Raw genomic sequence first — 17087 nt, 5'->3', positions numbered from 1 at the left:
GGAGGGGGACGGGGAGGGGGACGGCGGACATGGCCTGGGCGGAAACGGAGCCTGGGAAGGGCGCGGCAAGGCTGCGCCTGGGCGACAAGTATAGAATCCCGGCATGCCCGAGCTTGCTGAACTGTTCGATATCGCCGCCGCGCGCCGCCTGGATGCGCAGGCCAGCGCCCTGCTGGGCGATGGGGGAGCCTCGCTGATGCAACAGGCCGGCTTGGCCGCCTGGCACTGCCTGCTGGAGCGCTGGCCACAGGCGCAGCGCATCGGCGTGGTGGTGGGGGCCGGCAACAACGGCGGCGATGGCTATGTGCTGGCCGGTCTGGCCCGTGCAGCCGGCCGCCAGGTGACGGTGCTGCGGCTGGCGACCGATGCCCCGGCCACGACGTTGTCGCAGCAGGCCGAGCAGGCGTTCATCGCCGCCGGCGGTGCGGTAGCGCATTTCGATGGCGGCCTGCCGCCGGTGGACCTGCTCGTGGACGCGCTGTTCGGCATCGGCCTTAACCGCGCGCCAGCCGGTGGGGCGGCCGATCTGATCAACGCGATCACTGCCTCGGGCCTGCCGGTACTGTCGCTGGACGTGCCCAGCGGCGTGGATGCGCAGACCGGTAACGTGCCGGGCGTCGCCATCCGCGCCACGGTCACGCTGCAGTTCATCGTGCGCCACCAGGGGCTGTATACCGGCGCGGCGCTGGAGCATGTCGGCGGGCGTCGGCTGGCCGCGCTGGAACTGCCTGCCGACGGCGACCAGGGCGTGCAGCACAGCGCCGAGTGCTGGCAGCAACCACGCCTGCGCGCACAATTGCCGGCCCGCCGCGCCAACACCCACAAGGGCGAATCCGGCCACGTGCTGTGCGTGGGCGGCAATCTCGGCAGCGGCGGCGCGGTGATGCTGGCCAGTGAATCGGCATTGCGCGCGGGCGCAGGGCTGGTGAGCGTAGCGACCCAGGCAGCGCATGTCGCACCACTGCTGGCCCGCCTGCCCGAAGCGATGGTGCATGGCGTGCAGGACGCGCAGGAGCTGCAGGCCCTGCTGCCACGCGCCGGGGTGATCGCGATCGGGCCGGGCCTGGGCCAGGACGACTGGGCACGCGAACTGTGGCGGCAGGTGCTGGCCAGCGGGAAGCCGCTGGTGATCGATGCCGATGCCCTGAACCTGTTGGCCAAGGCACCGCAGCCGCCCGGTGATGCGATCCTGACCCCGCACCCGGGCGAGGCCGCGCGCCTGCTCGGGTTGAGCGCGGCGCAGGTGCAGGCGGACCGCTTCACTGCCGCCAAAGCGCTGGCCGACCGGTTCCACGCGGTGGTGGTGCTCAAGGGCGCCGGCAGCGTGGTCGCCGCGCCCGACTCGGTGCCGCGGGTGATCGCCGCCGGCAACCCCGGCATGGCCGTGGGTGGCATGGGCGACCTGCTCACCGGCATCATTGCCGCCCTGCGCGTGCAGGGCCTGGGCGCGTTCGATGCGGCCAGTACCGGCGCATTGCTGCACAGCCTGGCCGGCGATGCCGCCGCCAGTGACGGCCAGCGGGGCCTGCTTCCCACCGATCTGCTGGCTCCGCTGCGCCGGCTGGTCAATCCGGACGTTTGAACATGATCGAGTTTTTCCTCGCGCAGACCCAGGACACCGACCTGCTCGGGCAATGGCTGGCCGCGACCCGTCCGCCGCAGGCGGTGATGCAGCTGCAGGGCGACCTGGGGGCTGGCAAGTCGACCCTGGCCCGCGCCCTGCTGCGCGCGCTGGGCGTGCAGGGCGCGATCCGCAGCCCGACCTACACCCTGGTGGAACGCTACCCGCTGGCCGACGGGCACGAAGCCTGGCATCTGGACCTGTACCGGATCGGCAATGCGCAGGAGCTGGATTTCCTGGGGCTGGACGAGGGCAGCGCCTCGCTGTGGCTGGTCGAATGGCCCGAGCGCGGCGCCGGTGCGCTGCCGCCGACCGATCTGGACGTCGCACTGGAGATCCATGGCCAGGGGCGGCGCGCCCGGCTCACGGCGACCAGTCCTGCCGGTCGCGAATGGCTCGAACGGCTCCCCCAAGGGGGTGACTTGCAGGCCCTTTCTGTCGGCTGACACTAGGAACCACCGGCAGGTTACGGATTATTAAGGGAAAAGGAGTTGCATTTCATTCAGCGCGGTGATTGAATCCAGACCCATGCCAATGGGGAAATCACTCACCGCCATCTGCACTGCCGTCGGACTCTGTCTGGCGAGCGCGCTGTCGTGGGCGGGCGAAGTCCGCCAGGTGGCCGTGGAGACCGGTGCGACCGGTACCCGTGCGGAGATTTCGCTGGCCGGCAGCGGGGGTTACAAGACCCTGTCCCTGGCCGGTCCGAACCGCCTGGTGGTCGATTTCCCGGACTCGAGCGCGATCCGCAACCTCAAACTGCCGGCGCCCAAGGGTGTGGTCACGGCGGTCCGAACCGGGCAGCCGGTGCCGGGCACGTTCCGCGTGGTGTTCGACCTGGCCGAATCGGTCGCGCCGTTCCGCCCGCAGATGATCAAGCAGGGGGATCAATCGCGGCTGGTGATCGAGTGGCCGGGCGATGCGCCAACGTCCACCCGCGTGGCCAGCGCGCCGACACCGACACCTGCTGCTGCGTCTTCGCCGACGCCTGCGCCACCGGCTTCCACGCCGGCCGCAGCCACTCCGACGCCCGCGCAGGCCGCTGCCCAATCCGCACAGGCGCGCAGCGATGCCGCGCGCGCCACCGCCTTGCTGACCGCCTCGGTGCGCCAGCAGGCCAGCGCCACCGTCGCCACCTCGGCACCGGCGCCGGGCCCGGCGGCGACCACCGCCACCACCGTCAACGTGGCCGCTGCCGGCACCGCCAATGCCGCCAGCAACAGCGCTTCACCGGCCGCCATCCTCGCCGGTCAGTCGACCACGGCCGTGGTCGCCAGTGCGCCGGTGCCCACCCCGGCGCCGACGCCCACCCCGGTGACGCCGCAGGAGAACCCGCGTCCAGCGATGCCCAGCGACGCCTCGCGGGTGAAGATGCGTGCCGGCATGCGCCCGCTGGTGATCGCGATCGACCCGGGCCACGGCGGCCAGGATCCCGGCGCGGTCGGCCCGACCGGCAAGCGCGAAAAAGACATCACCCTGGCAGTGGCGCGTGAACTGGCCCGCCAGGTCAACGCAACGCCCGGCCTGAAGGCTTATCTGACCCGCGACAGCGACGTGTTCATCCCGCTGCCGATGCGCGCGCAGAAGGCGCGCGCCGCCAAGGCCGACATGTTCATCTCGATCCACGCCGATGCCGCCGAGAACCGCGCGGCCACCGGTTCGTCGGTCTACGTGCTCTCGACCAAGGGCGCGTCCTCGCAGCGTGCGCGCTGGCTGGCCGACAAGGAAAACGCCGCCGATCTGGTCGGTGGCGTGCGCCTGCAGCAGACCGAAGGCACCCTGGCCAACGTGCTGCTGGATCTGGCCCAGAGCGGTTACATGAAGGCCTCCGAAGACGCCGCCGGGCATGTGCTGGGCGGCCTGAAGCGGATCGGCAAGAACCACAAGCCCAACATCGAACGGGCTAACTTCGCGGTGCTGCGCACCTCGGACATGCCGGCGATGCTGGTCGAAACCGCGTTCATCTCCAACCCGGATGAAGAGCGCCGCCTGATCGATCCGGCCTACCAGCGCCAGATCGCCGGGGCCGTGCTCGATGGCGTGCATACCTTCTTCAGCCGCCAGCCGCCGCCGGGCACCCTGTACGCTGCGCGCGCCCAGGCCGAGATCGACGCCGCCGGTACCGTGGCGGGCGGCAGCAAGTAAGCCCGCCACGGTACCGCCCGGCGCACGCTATCATCACGGGATGACGTCTGTTTCCCGAATCCCCCTCGCCGCTGCGCCTCTCACCTCCGTCAGCTGGAGGTGCGCATGAGCATCCGCCAGCTTCCCGAGATCCTGATCAACCAGATCGCCGCTGGCGAAGTGGTCGAGCGGCCCGCGTCCGTGGTCAAGGAACTGGTCGAGAACGCGCTGGACGCCGGCGCCACGCGGGTTGATATCGACCTGGAAGAGGGCGGCGTGCGGCTGATCCGCATCCGCGATGACGGCGGTGGCATTGCACCGGAAGAGCTGCCGCTGGCGGTGTCGCGCCATGCGACCAGCAAGATCGCCAGCCTGGATGATCTGGAGTCGGTGGCCACGCTCGGCTTCCGCGGCGAAGCGTTGCCGTCGATCGCCTCGGTCAGCCGCTTCACCCTGAGCTCGCGCCGTGCCATCGACGAGCACGGCTCGGCGTTGCAGATCGAAGGCGGCCGGCTTGGCGAGGTGACCCCGCGCGCGCATGCGCCGGGCACCACGGTGGAAGTGCGCGAGCTGTTCTACAACGTGCCGGCCCGCCGCAAGTTCCTGCGCGCCGAGCGCACCGAGCTGGGCCATATCGAAGAGTGGCTGCGCTCGCTCGCGCTGGCGCGGCCGGATGTCGAGCTGCGCGTGTCGCACAACGGCAAACCTTCGCGCCGCTACAAGCCCGGCGATCTGTACTCGGACGCGCGCCTGGGCGAGACGCTGGGCGAAGACTTCGCCAACCAGGCGCTGCGCGTGGACCACAGCGGTGCCGGCCTGCGCCTGCACGGCTGGATCGCGCAGCCCCATTACTCGCGGGCCAGCACCGATCAGCAGTACCTGTACGTCAACGGCCGCTCGGTGCGTGACCGCAGCGTCGCCCACGCGGTGAAGATGGCCTACGGCGACGTGCTGTTCCATGGTCGCCAGCCGGCGTATGTGCTGTTCCTGGAGCTGGACCCGACCCGTGTCGACGTCAACGTGCATCCGGCCAAGCATGAAGTGCGCTTCCGCGATTCGCGCCTGATCCACGATTTTGTGTACCGCACGCTCAAGGAAGCGCTGGCGGAAACGCGCGCCGGCATGACCGCTGCCGGCACGCAGGTGCACGCCACGGAGAGTGCCGCGACCGCGGCGCCGGCCTACGGTCTGCCTTCGTCAGGCAATGGGGGCTATGCACTCGCCGGCAGTGCAGCCGGTGGTGGCGGTGGGGGTGGCATGGGCGGCGACTGGCGCCCGCAGCAATCGCCACTGGGCCTGCGCGTGGCCGATGCCCCTTCCGCCTATGCGGCGCTGTATGGCGCGCCCGGTGGCACCGCCGCCGGCGGCAGCCTGCCGCCGATGCCAACCGAAAGTGGTTTGCCGGTCACGGCGGCCGACAGTGGCGTACCCCCGCTGGGCTATGCGATCGCGCAGCTGCATGGCATCTACATTCTCGCCGAGAATGCCGAAGGCCTGATCGTGGTGGACATGCATGCCGCGCACGAACGCATCGGCTATGAGCGCCTGAAAACCGCACACGACGGCATGGGCCTGCATGCGCAGCCGCTGCTGGTGCCGATCACCCTGGCGGTCGGCGAGCGCGACGCCGACACCGCCGAACGCGAAGCGGAGACCTTGACCTCGCTGGGCTTTGAAATCACCCGCGCCGGCCCCGGCTCGCTGCACGTGCGCAGCATTCCCGCCCTGCTGGCCAATGCCGAGCCGGAGGCGCTGCTGCGCGATGTGCTGACCGACCTGCGCGAGCATGGCCAGAGCCGGCGCATCGCCAGCGCCCGCGACGAACTGCTGTCGACCATGGCCTGCCATGGCGCGGTGCGCGCGAACCGGCGCCTGACCGTGCCGGAAATGAACGGCCTGCTGCGCGACATGGAAATCACCGAACGCTCGGGTCAGTGCAATCACGGCCGGCCGACCTGGGCCCGTTTTTCGCTGGCGGAAATCGACCGCTGGTTCCTGCGCGGACGTTGAGAGGGCGGTCATGGGCAAGCACTGGGGAGTGTGGGCCGCCGCGCTGCTGCTGGCAGTGAGCGTGGCGGGGTGTGGCGAGAAAGCGCTGGATGCCCCTGCGAAGGTGGCGATCGATCCAGCCTTCGAGGCCGAACAGCAGCAGTGGCGCCAACAGCGCTACGAGGAACTGCATGCCGCCGACGGCTGGACCAGCCTGGTCGGCCTGCATTGGCTGGAATACAAAGCGCATTACATCGGTCGCGGCCCGGGCAGCGGCATCCGCCTGGCCGTCGGCCCGGACAAGCTGGGCATGGTCGCGCGCGAGGGTGACATCGTCTGGTTCACGCCCGAGCGTGGGGTGGCGATGCAGGTGGATGGCAAGCCGGTTACTGGCCGCATCCGCTTCTTCAGCGATCGCGATCCGACCCCGACCATCGTCGCCTTCGACGACGGCAAGGGCCGGCTCAGCCTGATCCATCGCGGCGAGCGGTTCGCGCTGCGGGTCAAGCATGCCGACGCGCCTTCGCGGACGAACTTCACCGGCTTGACGTACTGGCCGGGCGGCGCGTCGTGGCGCGTCACGGCGCGCTTCGTGCCGCACCCGGCCGGCAAGACGCTGCCGATCGTGGACATCACCGGCCTGACCACGAACATGCCCAATGCGGGCGCCCTGGAGTTCGAGCGCGACGGCCGCACCTGGCGGCTGGAAGCCATCGGCGAGCCGGGCCGCGCGCTGTTCGTGATCTTTGGTGACCGTACCAGTGGTCACGGCAGTTATCCGGCCGGCCGTTATCTGGATCTGCCTGCGCCGGATGACCAGGGCCGCGTGGTGATCGATTTCAACCAGGCCTACAACCCACCGTGCGCGTTCACGCCGTTCGCCACGTGTCCGCTGACGCCCCCTGAAAACCGCCTCGACCTGCGCGTGGACGCCGGTGAGCAGGCATACCACGCCCCCGAAGGAGAGGCTTGACCATGTCGATGTTGTCGCGTCTGTTGTCCCCGTTGCTGATTGCTGCGGGTCTGTTGGCCGGCACGGTCAGCGCCGACGCGCGCCCGGTCGCGCCGCGTGCACCCGCAACCGCCAAGACCAGCCCGCCGGTTCCACTGCTGTGGAAGGTCACCGGTCCGGGCGACAGCCGCGTGTACCTGCTGGGCTCGTTCCATCTGCTGCAGCCCACGGACTACCCGCTGTCGGCGGATGTCGACCAGGCCTTCGCCGCCTCGCAGCGGGTGGTGTTCGAACTCTCGCCGCAGGACATGGAGTCGCCCGAACTGGCGCAGAAGATGGTGCAGGCGGCGATGCGCACCGATGGCTCGGAGCTGAAGCGCGACCTCGATGCGGCCACCTGGACCCGGCTTCAGGCCTATGCGCAGGAAAACAAGCTGCCGCTGGCCCAGTTGCAGGGCATGAAACCGTGGTTCGTCGGCCTGACCATCACCCTGAGCCAGTTCACCAAGATGGGCCTGGACCCGGCGCTGGGGCTGGACCGGCATTTCATGACGCGGGCTGCCAGCGCGGGCAAGGCGACTGCCGGGCTGGAGGATATCGACACGCAGATCGCGGTGCTGTCGGGCATGTCGGCCAAGGAACAGCAGCAGATGGTGGCCGAAGCGCTGGAGCAGGCCGGCAAGGGCGACGAGATGGGGCGCAAGCTGCATGACGCCTGGCGCCGCGGCGACGACAAGCTGCTGTGGACCTCGATGGCCACCGAAATGCGCGGCCAGTACCCGCAGCTTTACAAGCGCATCAACACCGACCGCAACGATGCCTGGGTGCCCAAGCTGCAGCAGCATCTGCAGGCCGGGCAGGGCGGCACGATGGTGGTGGTGGGCACGTTGCACCTGCTCGGCAACGACGGTGTGGTCGAAAAGCTGCGCGCCAAGGGCTACAAGGTGGAGCGCGTCTGCACCGGCTGCGCCAAGCCCAAGCGCTGATGCGCGCGGCTGGACGGCGATAGGGCCGACCGCACGGGTCGATGACGTCGCCGGACCTTGGAACGAGAAAAGGCGCGGCCCGAGGGCAGCGCCTTTTTCTTTATTGCGCCGAGCGTGGGCTCAGCGGCGGGTCTTGCCTGCGCCCGGTGGCGGCGTTTCCGGCTTCTTGCCGGTACCCGTGCCCGTGCCGGTACCCGTCCCGGTGCCACCCGGGCGGCCGCCGAAGCCGGCGCCCATGTTGCGCTGGAAGTCCTGCCACATCTCCATGTTGCGCTCGGTCAGCTGGTTCATCATCGCCCAGGGGGTCTGGCCGAGCAGATTGCCCATCTGCTGGCGGAACTGCTGCTGCTGGTCCAGGAAGACCTGCATGCTGCGCTCCAGATAGTTGCCCATGAAGCCCTGCAGCGAGTCGCCATAGAAGCGGATCAGCTGGCTGAGCAGCTGGGTGGACAGCATCGGTTCGCCGTCCTGCTCCTGGTCGGCGATGATCTGCAGCAGCACCGAGCGGGTCAGGTCATCGCCGCTCTTGGCGTCACGCACCTCGAAGTCCTCACCGTCCAGGATCAGCTGGCGCACATCCTCTATGGTGATGTAGCTGGAGATTTCCGTGTCGTAGAGCCGGCGGTTCGGGTACTTCTTGATAATGCGGGTCGCAGCCATGAAGCAGTCACTCATCACAGTAGGCGCGCAGCATGGCGCAGTGCAGCAGCCTATGCAACCGCCATAGGTAGCAAGGGGCCGCATTTATGTTGCGCAACATGGAGTGCAGCATTTTCGGCGCTTACCACCCCATGTGGTGGCCGCCGTTGATGTCCAGGTTGGAGCCGGTGATCCAGGACGCTTCCTCGTTGACCAGGAAGGCCACTGCGTAGGCGATCTCTTCCGGCTTGCCGAGGCGGCCGGTAGGAATGTCGGCGATGATCTTGGCGCGCACTTCGTCCGGCACGGCCATCACCATGTCCGTTGCCACGTAGCCCGGAGAGATGGTGTTCACGGTGATCCCGAAACCCGCGTTCTCACGGGCCAGGGAAATGGTGAAACCGTGCATGCCGGCCTTGGCCGCCGCGTAGTTGGCCTGGCCGTACTGGCCCTTCAGGCCGTTGATCGAGCTGATCTGGATGACCCGGCCCCAGCCGCGGCGGCGCATCCCCTCGATTACCGGGCGGGTGACGTTGAACACCGAGTTGAGGTTGGTGTTGATGACATCGTGCCACTGGTCTGCACGCATGCGATGGAACGTGGTGTCGCGGGTGATGCCGGCGTTGTTGATCAGGATCTCGACCGGGCCCAGCGCCGCTTCGACGGCCTGCACCATGCTTTCGGCCGTGTCCGGCTTGGATACATCGCCCGGAAAGATCGCCACATCGCAGCCGCGGGCCAGCATCTTCTCGCGCCAGGCCTTGGCCTTGGCTTCGTCACGGTAGTTGGTGGCGACCCGATGGCCCTGGTCGGCCAGGCGTTGGCAGATAGCAGTACCGATACCGCCGGTACCACCGGTGACCAGTGCGACGCGAGATGTCATGAGCAGCTACTCCGAAAGGCAGGGCCAACAAGGGGGAACAGGATTCTGCAACATCAGCGGGCAAAAGGGGCAGCCCCGTCAGCCGGTTGCCGCATGGGGATGTCGCCCGGTGGCAATCGCACCGGATCGAAGCAGGCCGCCGCCTGGTGCAGCCAACCTGAAACGTCCTCGACACCCGCGCCGATCGCCGGGTCCTGGCCGAGCTGCGCCCAGGCCCGGCGCAGGGCCGGCAGCGGGTCGGCAGGGTCGATCGGCAGAGCGGCCTCGGACTTGGAGAGCTTGCGCCCATCGGGACCCAGCAGCAGCGGCAGATGCAGGTAGCGCGCGGTCGGCAATCCCAGCGCCTGCTGCAACAGGATCTGGCGTGGAGTGGAATCGAGCAGGTCCGCGCCCCGGACCACGTCGGTCACGTGCTGCGCGCCATCGTCGACCACCACCGCCAGCTGATACGCCCAGTAACCGTCGGCCCGGCGCAGCACGAAGTCGCCGACCTCGGCGTGTACGTCCTGCACGATCCGGCCCTGCAGGCCGTCCTCGAACCCCACCACGCTGCCCGGCGGTACCCGCAGCCTCACCGCCGGCTGCGCACGCGCGGCGCGGGCCACGCAGTGGTGATGGATGCCGCCCTGCGTGGCCAGCTCGCTGCGGCTGCAATGGCAGGCGAACGCCTTGCCCTCGCGCAGCAGCCGGTCCAGCGCCGCCTGGTACAGCGCGCCGCGCTGGCTCTGATGAACGATCGGCCCGTCACTGCACAGCCCGAAGGCGGCCAGCGCGGCCAGTTGGCCGTTCACCGCACCGGGCACCGTTCGAGGAGGATCGACATCCTCCACCCGCACCAGCCAGCGGCCGCCGGCATGGCGCGCGAGCAGCCAGCTGCCCAGCGCCGCCAGCAATGAGCCGGGGTGCAGCGGGCCGGTGGGCGAGGGCGCGAAGCGCCCGCAATAGGAGGAATCGGACATGGACTATGAATCGTCGGTCAGTTTGCGACTTGAATTCAAGCTGAAGTCCCCGCAGATTTGCAGTCATCAACCTCCAACGAGCGTCCTTTTCCCATGTTCAGTCGCATTGCTCTCTTCCTGCTGACCAACTTTGCGGTGCTTATCCTGGCCGGCATCGTGATGTCGGTGCTGGGTGTCAATCCCAACCAGATGAGCGGTCTGCTGGTCTTTGCCGCCATCTTCGGCTTCGGCGGCTCGTTCATTTCCCTGCTGCTCTCCAAGTTCATGGCCAAGCGCTCCACCGGCGCGGTGGTGATCACCGAGCCGCGCAACCAGACCGAACGCTGGCTGCTGGCCACCGTCGAGCGGCAGGCCCGTGAAGCCGGCATCGGCATGCCCGAAGTGGCCGTGTACGAAGGGCCGGAAATCAATGCCTTCGCCACCGGCGCCAACCGCAACAAGGCGCTGGTCGCGGTTTCCACCGGCCTGCTGCACAACATGAGCGAAGACGAAGCCGAAGCGGTGCTCGGCCATGAAATCGCCCACGTCGCCAACGGCGACATGGTCACCATGGCCCTGCTGCAGGGCGTGCTCAATACCTTCGTGATCGTCCTGGCCCGCATCGTCGGTGGCTTCATCGACAGCGCCCTGTCCGGCAACCGCGAAGGCGGCGGCCGCGGCTTTGCCTACTACATCATCGTGTTCGTCCTGGAAATGGTGTTCGGCCTGTTCGCCACCATGATCTCCATGTGGTTCTCCCGTCACCGCGAGTTCCGCGCCGACGCCGGTGGCGCGCACCTGGCCGGCCGCCAGAAGATGATCGCCGCCCTGGAGCGCCTCAAGGTCAACCACGGCCAGAGCACCCTGCCGACCCAGATCGCCGCCTTCGGCATCGCTGGCGGCGCCGCCAGGAAGCTGTTCATGAGCCACCCCCCGCTGGACGAGCGCATCGCCGCCCTGCGCGCTGCCAACAACACCGTGGTGTGATCCGCACCGCGATGCGCTGACCAGAACGCCCGGCTTTCGCCGGGCGTTTTTGTTCCCACACACAACAACGGCGCCCGAAGGCGCCGTCGTCATGCAGATCACATCCAGCCCGATCAGAACTTCGCGTCGAACTCGGCCGCGTAGCCGGTATTGACCAGCACCTTCTGCAGCGCATCGCTGATCTTCACATTGCCGGCAACGATCTGCTGGGTTTCCGGACCACGGCTGTCCATGCGGGCCGGCGTGGCGCCCTTGAAGTCGCATACGCGGCCACCGGCTTCGCGGACCAGCAGCACACCGGCGGCGATATCCCAGGCCTTCACGCCGGCCTCGAAATACGCATCGGCACGGCCACAGGCCACGTAGGCCAGATCCAGCGCGGCCGAGCCCGTGCGCCGCACGTCTTCGGCCTGCACCAGCAGCGCGTCCACCGCCTTCAGCTGTGCACTCGTGCGCTGGCGCTCACGCGGCGCAAAACCGGTATGGATCATCGCGCCGCCCAGATCCTTGCGCTCGGCAATACGGATACGGCGGTCATTGAACACCGCGCCGGCACCCCGGCTGGCGGTGAACAGCTCATTGCGGAGCGGATCGAAGATCACCGCGTCGATCGGCTCACCGTTCTCGACCAGGGCGATGGACACGCAGTAATGGGGGAAGCCGCGCAGGTAGTTGCTGGTGCCGTCCAGCGGATCGATGACCCACATGTAACGGTTGACCGACTGCACGCCACCTTCCTCACCCATGATCCCGTACTCGGGATAGGCGCGCTTGAGTTCCTTGACGATGACCTTTTCCGCATCTGCATCGACTTCACTGGCATAGTCCATGCGGCCCTTCTGCACGACGTTCAACGCCTCGAGCTTGTTGATGTTGCGCAACAGGACGTTGCCGGCGAGGCGGGCGGCCTTGACCATGACGGTGACGGCGGGTTTCTGCATGGCGAAAAGCTCCCGTAAAGGCAGAGTAGGGGTTTGGCGGGGGAAAAGAGCGGTCCCGGCGCAGAGGCCGGTCGCACAGTTTACCATTTGTCGCTGTCCTGCTCGCATTTGGCCCGTTCATGTCCGTAGAAACCGCTCCCGCCCGCATCCGCTTCGTCCTGGTCGGCACCCAGCACCCCGGAAACATGGGGGCGGCCGCACGGGCCATGAAAACCATGGGGCTGGGCCGCCTGGTCCTGGTCGCGCCCGAGAAACCGCTGGATGAGGAGGCCTTCCGCCGCTCGGCCGGCGCCGAAGATGTCCTGGGCGATGCCCCGGTGGTGGCGACCCTGGCCGAAGCCGTGGCCGACTGCCGCTTCGTGCTGGGCTGCACCGCCCGCTCGCGCCGGGTCCAGCTGGAAGAACTGCTGCCGGCCGTGGCCGCCCAGCGCGTGCTGGCCAAGGCCGCCGAACCGGCCGAGGTGGCCTTCGTGTTCGGCCGCGAGCGCACCGGCCTGACCAACGAAGAGCTGCAGCTGTGCCATGCCGCCGTCCATATCCCGTCCAACCCTGAGTTCAGCTCCTTGAACCTGGCGGCCGCCGTCCAGGTCCTGGCCTACGAAGTGCGCATGGCGATCCTGGGCGCGGCCGATGCGCCGGTCGCCGCGCCGGTCGAGCCCGGCTTCGGCGAAGCCCCGGCCAGCCATGCGCAGGTCGAAGGCCTGTTCGGCCAGCTTGGCGACACCCTGGATGAGATCGACTTCCACAAGGGCCGTGCGCCTGAATCGGCGATGCGCAAGCTGCGCCGCCTGTTCCTGCGCACCGAACTGAGTGAACAGGAAGTGCGCCTGCTGCGCGGCATCCTGTCCGACGCACAGCGCATGGCGCGATTGGCGACCAACAAGCCTCTGTAAGCTGACGCAGTTCTCATTTTTTCGGGTAGTCTGTCTCGATTCCTTGGGGGGAGTGATGGGCTTGTCGGGACTGCGAAGGCTGCTGCAGAGCGTACTGCTGTGTCTGGCCATCGCCGCGATGACCGGTCCGGCGTTTGCCGGACCCGCCCATGTCCTGGTGCTGGGACGGATCAGCGACGACCCCAGGTCACACTATGCGCAGCTGCAGCCCCTGCTTGATTACGTGATTCCGCGCCTGCACGACGTCGGCATCACCGAAGGCCGGATCCTGATGGCGCGCGATACCCAGCAGATGGGCAGCTACCTGCGCCGCGGCCGCGTGGACTGGGTGACCGAGACCTCCGGCACCGCCGTCGCATTGGGGCTGCGCAGCGGTGCCAGGCCCTTGCTGCTGACCGAACGCAGCGGCGTGCGCGAGTACCACACCGTGTTCTTCGTGCGCCGCGACAGCCCCATCCAGACGCTGGAAGCATTGCGCGGGCACACCCTGGCCCTGCAGAACACGGCCTCCACCAGCGCCTACCTGGTGCCGGTGATGACCCTGTTGCAGCACGGCGAGACACCGGAGATTCTCTCCTCGCTGGGCGATGTCGCCGCCCCGGACACCGTCGGTTACGTCTTCGCGCGCTCGGAGGCGAACATCGCCACCTTCGTGCACAAGGGCCTGGTGGATGCCGGTGCGGTGAGCAGCGTGGACTGGTCTGATGGCAAGCGCATTCCGGCCAACTTCCTGCGTGATTTCCGGGTCATCCATCGCACCGAACCGTATCCGCGTGCGGTGGAAATGGTGCGCGAAGGGCTGGATCCGAAGGTGCGCGACCGGCTGCAGCAGGTGCTGCTGGATGCCGCATCCGATCCCCAGGCGCAGCCGGCATTGAAGACATTTTTTGGTACTTCCGGGTTCCACCGGGTGGATGCGCAGATGCAGCACCGGCTGGATGAATTGAAACAAGGCTTGACGCGCGTGCGGATGGAAGTGGAATGAGTCGCTTGGGTTCGGGAATGCAGGCCCGCTTCGTGCTGGCGATGGGCGGCGCGATGCTGGTCGTGGTGGCGATCGTGGCCGTGGTGCTGGGGCGCCAGGCGACGATGCAGGACGAGGTGCAGCATCTCAGCGGCACGGTCATCCATGACCTGTTCGACCGCAGTGTGCGCAGCCGCGGTGAAGCACTGGCCCGCGAGTTGTCCGATGCGCTGGCCAACCCGCTGTACTACAACGACCTGGAGCAGGTCGGGGCGCTGGTGCGCAATACCTCGCGGCAGCAGGTGGTGCGCTATGTGCTGGTGTTCGACGAGAACGGCAGGCTGATCCACGACGGCACGGTGGACGTGCTGGAGTTCGGCCAGCCGATGACCGACCCGCTCGCCGCCGGTGCCGCCGGCGCGCGCGAGCTGGTGGTCCAGCAGTCGCCCAAGGTGCTCGACAACGCGATGCCGATCATGATCGGCAACCAGCGGATCGGCGGGGTGCGCGTGGGCATGGCGCTGGACGATGTGCAGGCCATGGAGCAGCAGGCCAACCAGACCCTGGGCGACCGCCTGCAGCAGGTCGGCAAGCGCCACCTGGGCTGGCTGCTGCTGATGCTCGGGCTGCTGGTCGGGATTGGTGCGGTGGTGATCATCTACGTGCAGCGCACCCTGGTGACGCCGATCCGCTGGCTGGCCGGGGCGGCGCGCCAGATCGAGGCCGGTGACTACACCCTGCAGATGCCGGAGATCCGGCGCCAGGATGAAGTCGGTGAGCTGATGCGTGCATTCGGTCGGATGAGCCAGGCGATCGCCCGGCACGACCGCGAAGTGCGGCACATGGCCTATACCGATGCCCTGACCGGGCTGACCAACCGGCTGGCATTCCGCGAGGCGCTGGACCACCGGCTGATGGCCGCGCGGGCCTCCGGCCACCGGCTGGGCCTGCTGTTCGCGGACATGGACGACTTCAAGCGCGTCAACGACACGCTGGGCCACGAGGCCGGCGACGAGGCGCTGCTGCAGTTCGCCCAGCGCATCAGCGCGGCGGTGGCCCAGGCCGGTGGGGACGAGGCGCTGTTGGCGCGCTTTGGCGGCGATGAATTCGTGATCCTGATCGGGGAGGGCGATGTCGCTGCCGGCGCCCGCGAACTGGCCGAGATCCTGGTGCGCGAACTGGGCAAGCCGCTGGTGGTGCAGGGCCGGGAGCTGTTCCTGGGCTCTTCGATCGGCGTGACCCTGTTCCCCGATGACGCTGCCGACGCCACCACGCTGCTCAAGAACGGCGACATCGCGATGTACCAGGCCAAGATGGCCGGCAAGAACTGCTACCGCTACTACAGCCGGGCGATGGACCATGCGGTCGAGCGCCGCGTGCACATGGAGCAGGAGCTGCGCGGTGCCTGGGAACGGGGCGAGCTGCGGCTGGCCTACCAGCCGATCTTCCGCACCCGCGACCGCCGCATGGTCGGCGTGGAAGTGCTGCTGCGCTGGCAGCACCCGACCCTGGGCACGATCCCGCCGTCGGTCTTCATCGAAGTGGCCGAGCAGAGCGGGCTGATCGAAGTGATCGGCCCCAAGGTGCTGCGCGCGGCCTGCACCGAGGCGGTGCAGTGGCCGGTCGGCGGCGACGGGGAAGGGCTGTTCGTTTCGGTCAACGTCTCCCCGCGGCAGTTGCGCGGCGGCGAACTGCCCACGCTGGTCGCCGACTGCCTGCGCGACACCGGCCTGCCGGCCTCGCGGCTGCACCTGGAGCTGACCGAAACGGCGGTGATCGGCGATGAAATGCTGGCCGCCGCCCTGCTGGACAAGCTGCACCGGACCGGTGTGAAGGTGTGGCTGGACGATTTCGGGACCGGTTTCTCCGGCCTGAGCCATCTGCGCCAGGTGCCGGTGGACGGGGTCAAGATCGACAAGAGTTTCGTGGCCGACATGCAGCGCGATGCGGACGACCTGGCCCTGACCACGGCCATCATCGCCATGGCCCACGCCCTGGGGATCACCGTGGTGGCCGAGGGCATCGAGCAGGAAGTGCAGTTCGACCTGCTGGCCCAGCGCGGCTGCGACCTGGCCCAGGGTTACTGGCTCAGCCATCCGGTCAGCGCGACCGATGTGGTGCAGCTGCTCGAATCGGGCAGCTGATCAGACCGGGCGCTTGCTGCTGTCGCCGGAGATCTCGCGGACCAGCTTGGGCACCAGGTAGCCGGACAGGCGCGCGGTGAGCTGCGCATGCAGGTCCTTGGCGGTGTCGTCGGCCACTTCGAAATGGGCCACGCCCTCGACCCGGTCCACCTGGTAGAGGTAATAGGGCAGCACGCCGGCGGCGAAGCTGCGCTCGCTCAGTGCCTGCAGCGCCTGGATCGAATCGTTCACCCCGCGCAACAGCACCGCCTGGTTGAGCAGGGTGGCACCGGCCGCGCGCAGCCGCGCCATCGCGGCATCCACCGACGCATCGAACTCGTTGGCATGGTTGGCATGGATCACGAACGCCACCGGCCACGGCAGCGAGGCGATCCACTGCACCAGTTCGTCATCCACGCGTTCGGGCAGGACCACCGGCAGGCGGCTGTGGATGCGCAGCCGGCGCAGGTGCGGAATCTGCTTCAGCGCCGCGGTCAGCTCGACCAGTTTGTGCGTGGCCAGCGACAGCGGATCGCCCCCGGACAGGATGACCTCATCGATGTCCGGGTCCTGGGCGATCGCGTCCACCGCATCGCGCCAGCCCTCGCGGGCGGCGTTTTCGGTGCCGTAGTCGAAATGGCGGCGGAAGCAGTAGCGGCAGTTGATCGCGCAGCTGCCGGTGGTGACCAGCAGGGCACGGCCGCGGTACTTCTGGATGACCCCGGTGGCCTTCTTGGCCGCACCGTCGCCGACCGCATCCAGGCTGAAGCCGGGCACGACCTTCAGCTCGTCGGTGATCGGCAGGACCTGGCGCAGCAGGGGGTCATGGCGGTCGCCGTGGCGCATCCGGGCCGCGAAGCCCTGCGGTACGCGCACCGCGAACTGGCCGGCCGCCTCATCCGAGACCCCCAGCGCCACCGGATCCAGCCCCAGCTGCCGCAGCAGCTCGCGCGGGTCGCGGATCGCCTCGCGCCACCGTTGCTGCCAGCGGACGGGGGCGGCCAGGGGCGTGGCGGAAAGCTGCATGGAATGGGGGCCTGCGGTTAT

15 protein-coding genes are annotated in these 17087 nt (G+C 68.4%); 10 read left to right on the top strand and 5 right to left on the bottom strand.

Features of this window, described 5'->3' with window-relative positions:
• The first annotated feature begins 103 nt into the window (after positions 1-103).
• The 6 genes from HMPREF3113_RS00930 (at position 104) to HMPREF3113_RS00905 (ending at position 7672) form a co-directional block, all read left to right on the top strand.
• The gene (locus HMPREF3113_RS00930) at positions 104-1582 is read left to right on the top strand and encodes a bifunctional ADP-dependent NAD(P)H-hydrate dehydratase/NAD(P)H-hydrate epimerase (protein WP_070470212.1); all 1479 of its coding nucleotides are present in this window, start codon (positions 104-106) and stop codon (positions 1580-1582) included.
• 2 nt (positions 1583-1584) lie between these two features.
• Positions 1585-2067, top strand: a complete 483-nt coding sequence (tsaE, locus tag HMPREF3113_RS00925) for a tRNA (adenosine(37)-N6)-threonylcarbamoyltransferase complex ATPase subunit type 1 TsaE (RefSeq protein WP_070470209.1) — start codon at positions 1585-1587, stop codon at positions 2065-2067.
• A gap of 88 nt (positions 2068-2155) precedes the next feature.
• The gene (locus HMPREF3113_RS00920; RefSeq protein ID WP_102788042.1) at positions 2156-3766 is read left to right on the top strand and encodes an N-acetylmuramoyl-L-alanine amidase; all 1611 of its coding nucleotides are present in this window, start codon (positions 2156-2158) and stop codon (positions 3764-3766) included.
• A 105-nt stretch (positions 3767-3871) separates the two neighbouring features.
• Complete coding sequence (gene mutL, locus HMPREF3113_RS00915; RefSeq protein WP_070470204.1) at positions 3872-5755, top strand: DNA mismatch repair endonuclease MutL; 1884 nt, start codon at positions 3872-3874, stop codon at positions 5753-5755.
• Between the two features lie 10 nt (positions 5756-5765).
• Positions 5766-6707, top strand: a complete 942-nt coding sequence (locus HMPREF3113_RS00910) for a DUF1684 domain-containing protein (RefSeq protein WP_070470202.1) — start codon at positions 5766-5768, stop codon at positions 6705-6707.
• A gap of 2 nt (positions 6708-6709) precedes the next feature.
• Positions 6710-7672, top strand: a complete 963-nt coding sequence (locus HMPREF3113_RS00905) for a TraB/GumN family protein (protein WP_070470200.1) — start codon at positions 6710-6712, stop codon at positions 7670-7672.
• A gap of 120 nt (positions 7673-7792) precedes the next feature.
• Here HMPREF3113_RS00905 and phaR read toward each other — a convergent pair whose 3' ends face one another.
• The 3 genes from phaR to gluQRS form a co-directional block, all read right to left on the bottom strand.
• Positions 7793-8332 carry a polyhydroxyalkanoate synthesis repressor PhaR gene (phaR, locus tag HMPREF3113_RS00900; protein ID WP_070470221.1) on the bottom strand — a complete coding sequence of 180 codons (540 nt, stop codon included), beginning with the start codon at positions 8330-8332 and terminating at the stop codon, positions 7793-7795.
• Between the two features lie 121 nt (positions 8333-8453).
• Positions 8454-9194, bottom strand: coding sequence for an acetoacetyl-CoA reductase (gene phbB, locus HMPREF3113_RS00895; protein ID WP_070470196.1), 741 nt, complete (start codon positions 9192-9194; stop codon positions 8454-8456).
• A 53-nt stretch (positions 9195-9247) separates the two neighbouring features.
• On the bottom strand, positions 9248-10153 hold the full coding sequence (gluQRS, locus tag HMPREF3113_RS00890) for a tRNA glutamyl-Q(34) synthetase GluQRS (protein ID WP_070470193.1): 906 nt from the start codon (positions 10151-10153) through the stop codon (positions 9248-9250).
• A gap of 93 nt (positions 10154-10246) precedes the next feature.
• On the opposite strand from gluQRS, the gene htpX reads away from it, so the two are divergent.
• Complete coding sequence (gene htpX / locus HMPREF3113_RS00885) at positions 10247-11119, top strand: protease HtpX (protein WP_070470190.1); 873 nt, start codon at positions 10247-10249, stop codon at positions 11117-11119.
• Between the two features lie 113 nt (positions 11120-11232).
• On the opposite strand, the gene HMPREF3113_RS00880 is transcribed toward htpX, so the two are convergent.
• Positions 11233-12060: an inositol monophosphatase family protein gene (locus tag HMPREF3113_RS00880; RefSeq protein ID WP_019182815.1), complete on the bottom strand. Its 828-nt coding sequence runs from the start codon at positions 12058-12060 to the stop codon at positions 11233-11235.
• Between the two features lie 119 nt (positions 12061-12179).
• Here HMPREF3113_RS00880 and HMPREF3113_RS00875 point away from each other — a divergent pair, with 119 nt between their 5' ends.
• Genes HMPREF3113_RS00875 through HMPREF3113_RS00865 form a run of 3 tightly spaced genes read left to right on the top strand, consistent with a single transcriptional unit; the run spans position 12180 to position 16061 of the window.
• The gene (locus tag HMPREF3113_RS00875; protein ID WP_070470187.1) at positions 12180-12953 is read left to right on the top strand and encodes an RNA methyltransferase; all 774 of its coding nucleotides are present in this window, start codon (positions 12180-12182) and stop codon (positions 12951-12953) included.
• 52 nt (positions 12954-13005) lie between these two features.
• Positions 13006-13938: a phosphate/phosphite/phosphonate ABC transporter substrate-binding protein gene (locus tag HMPREF3113_RS00870; RefSeq protein ID WP_139146270.1), complete on the top strand. Its 933-nt coding sequence runs from the start codon at positions 13006-13008 to the stop codon at positions 13936-13938.
• Positions 13935-16061 carry a putative bifunctional diguanylate cyclase/phosphodiesterase gene (locus HMPREF3113_RS00865; RefSeq protein WP_070425552.1) on the top strand — a complete coding sequence of 709 codons (2127 nt, stop codon included), beginning with the start codon at positions 13935-13937 and terminating at the stop codon, positions 16059-16061. Before HMPREF3113_RS00870 ends, HMPREF3113_RS00865 begins: the two co-directional genes overlap by 4 nt.
• On the opposite strand, the gene epmB is transcribed toward HMPREF3113_RS00865, so the two are convergent.
• Positions 16062-17066, bottom strand: a complete 1005-nt coding sequence (epmB, locus tag HMPREF3113_RS00860) for an EF-P beta-lysylation protein EpmB (protein ID WP_019182819.1) — start codon at positions 17064-17066, stop codon at positions 16062-16064.
• Between the last annotated feature and the right edge of the window lie 21 nt (positions 17067-17087).

Origin of the sequence: Stenotrophomonas sp. HMSC10F06, from assembly GCF_001807865.1 — a bacterium.
Taxonomy (GTDB): Bacteria; Pseudomonadota; Gammaproteobacteria; order Xanthomonadales; family Xanthomonadaceae; genus Stenotrophomonas; species Stenotrophomonas bentonitica_A.
Note: the sequence above shows the minus strand (reverse complement) of the source record. Positions and strands in the feature narration are given on the sequence as shown.

Coding starts and splice junctions, on each gene's coding strand:
- HMPREF3113_RS00930 (WP_070470212.1), top strand. CDS start 104: ATGCCCGAGCTTGCTGAACTGTTCGATATCGCCGCCGCGCGCCGCCTG.
- tsaE (WP_070470209.1), top strand. CDS start 1,585: ATGATCGAGTTTTTCCTCGCGCAGACCCAGGACACCGACCTGCTCGGG.
- HMPREF3113_RS00920 (WP_102788042.1), top strand. CDS start 2,156: ATGGGGAAATCACTCACCGCCATCTGCACTGCCGTCGGACTCTGTCTG.
- mutL (WP_070470204.1), top strand. CDS start 3,872: ATGAGCATCCGCCAGCTTCCCGAGATCCTGATCAACCAGATCGCCGCT.
- HMPREF3113_RS00910 (WP_070470202.1), top strand. CDS start 5,766: ATGGGCAAGCACTGGGGAGTGTGGGCCGCCGCGCTGCTGCTGGCAGTG.
- HMPREF3113_RS00905 (WP_070470200.1), top strand. CDS start 6,710: ATGTCGATGTTGTCGCGTCTGTTGTCCCCGTTGCTGATTGCTGCGGGT.
- phaR (WP_070470221.1), bottom strand. CDS start 8,332: ATGGCTGCGACCCGCATTATCAAGAAGTACCCGAACCGCCGGCTCTAC.
- phbB (WP_070470196.1), bottom strand. CDS start 9,194: ATGACATCTCGCGTCGCACTGGTCACCGGTGGTACCGGCGGTATCGGT.
- gluQRS (WP_070470193.1), bottom strand. CDS start 10,153: ATGTCCGATTCCTCCTATTGCGGGCGCTTCGCGCCCTCGCCCACCGGC.
- htpX (WP_070470190.1), top strand. CDS start 10,247: ATGTTCAGTCGCATTGCTCTCTTCCTGCTGACCAACTTTGCGGTGCTT.
- HMPREF3113_RS00880 (WP_019182815.1), bottom strand. CDS start 12,060: ATGCAGAAACCCGCCGTCACCGTCATGGTCAAGGCCGCCCGCCTCGCC.
- HMPREF3113_RS00875 (WP_070470187.1), top strand. CDS start 12,180: ATGTCCGTAGAAACCGCTCCCGCCCGCATCCGCTTCGTCCTGGTCGGC.
- HMPREF3113_RS00865 (WP_070425552.1), top strand. CDS start 13,935: ATGAGTCGCTTGGGTTCGGGAATGCAGGCCCGCTTCGTGCTGGCGATG.
- epmB (WP_019182819.1), bottom strand. CDS start 17,066: ATGCAGCTTTCCGCCACGCCCCTGGCCGCCCCCGTCCGCTGGCAGCAA.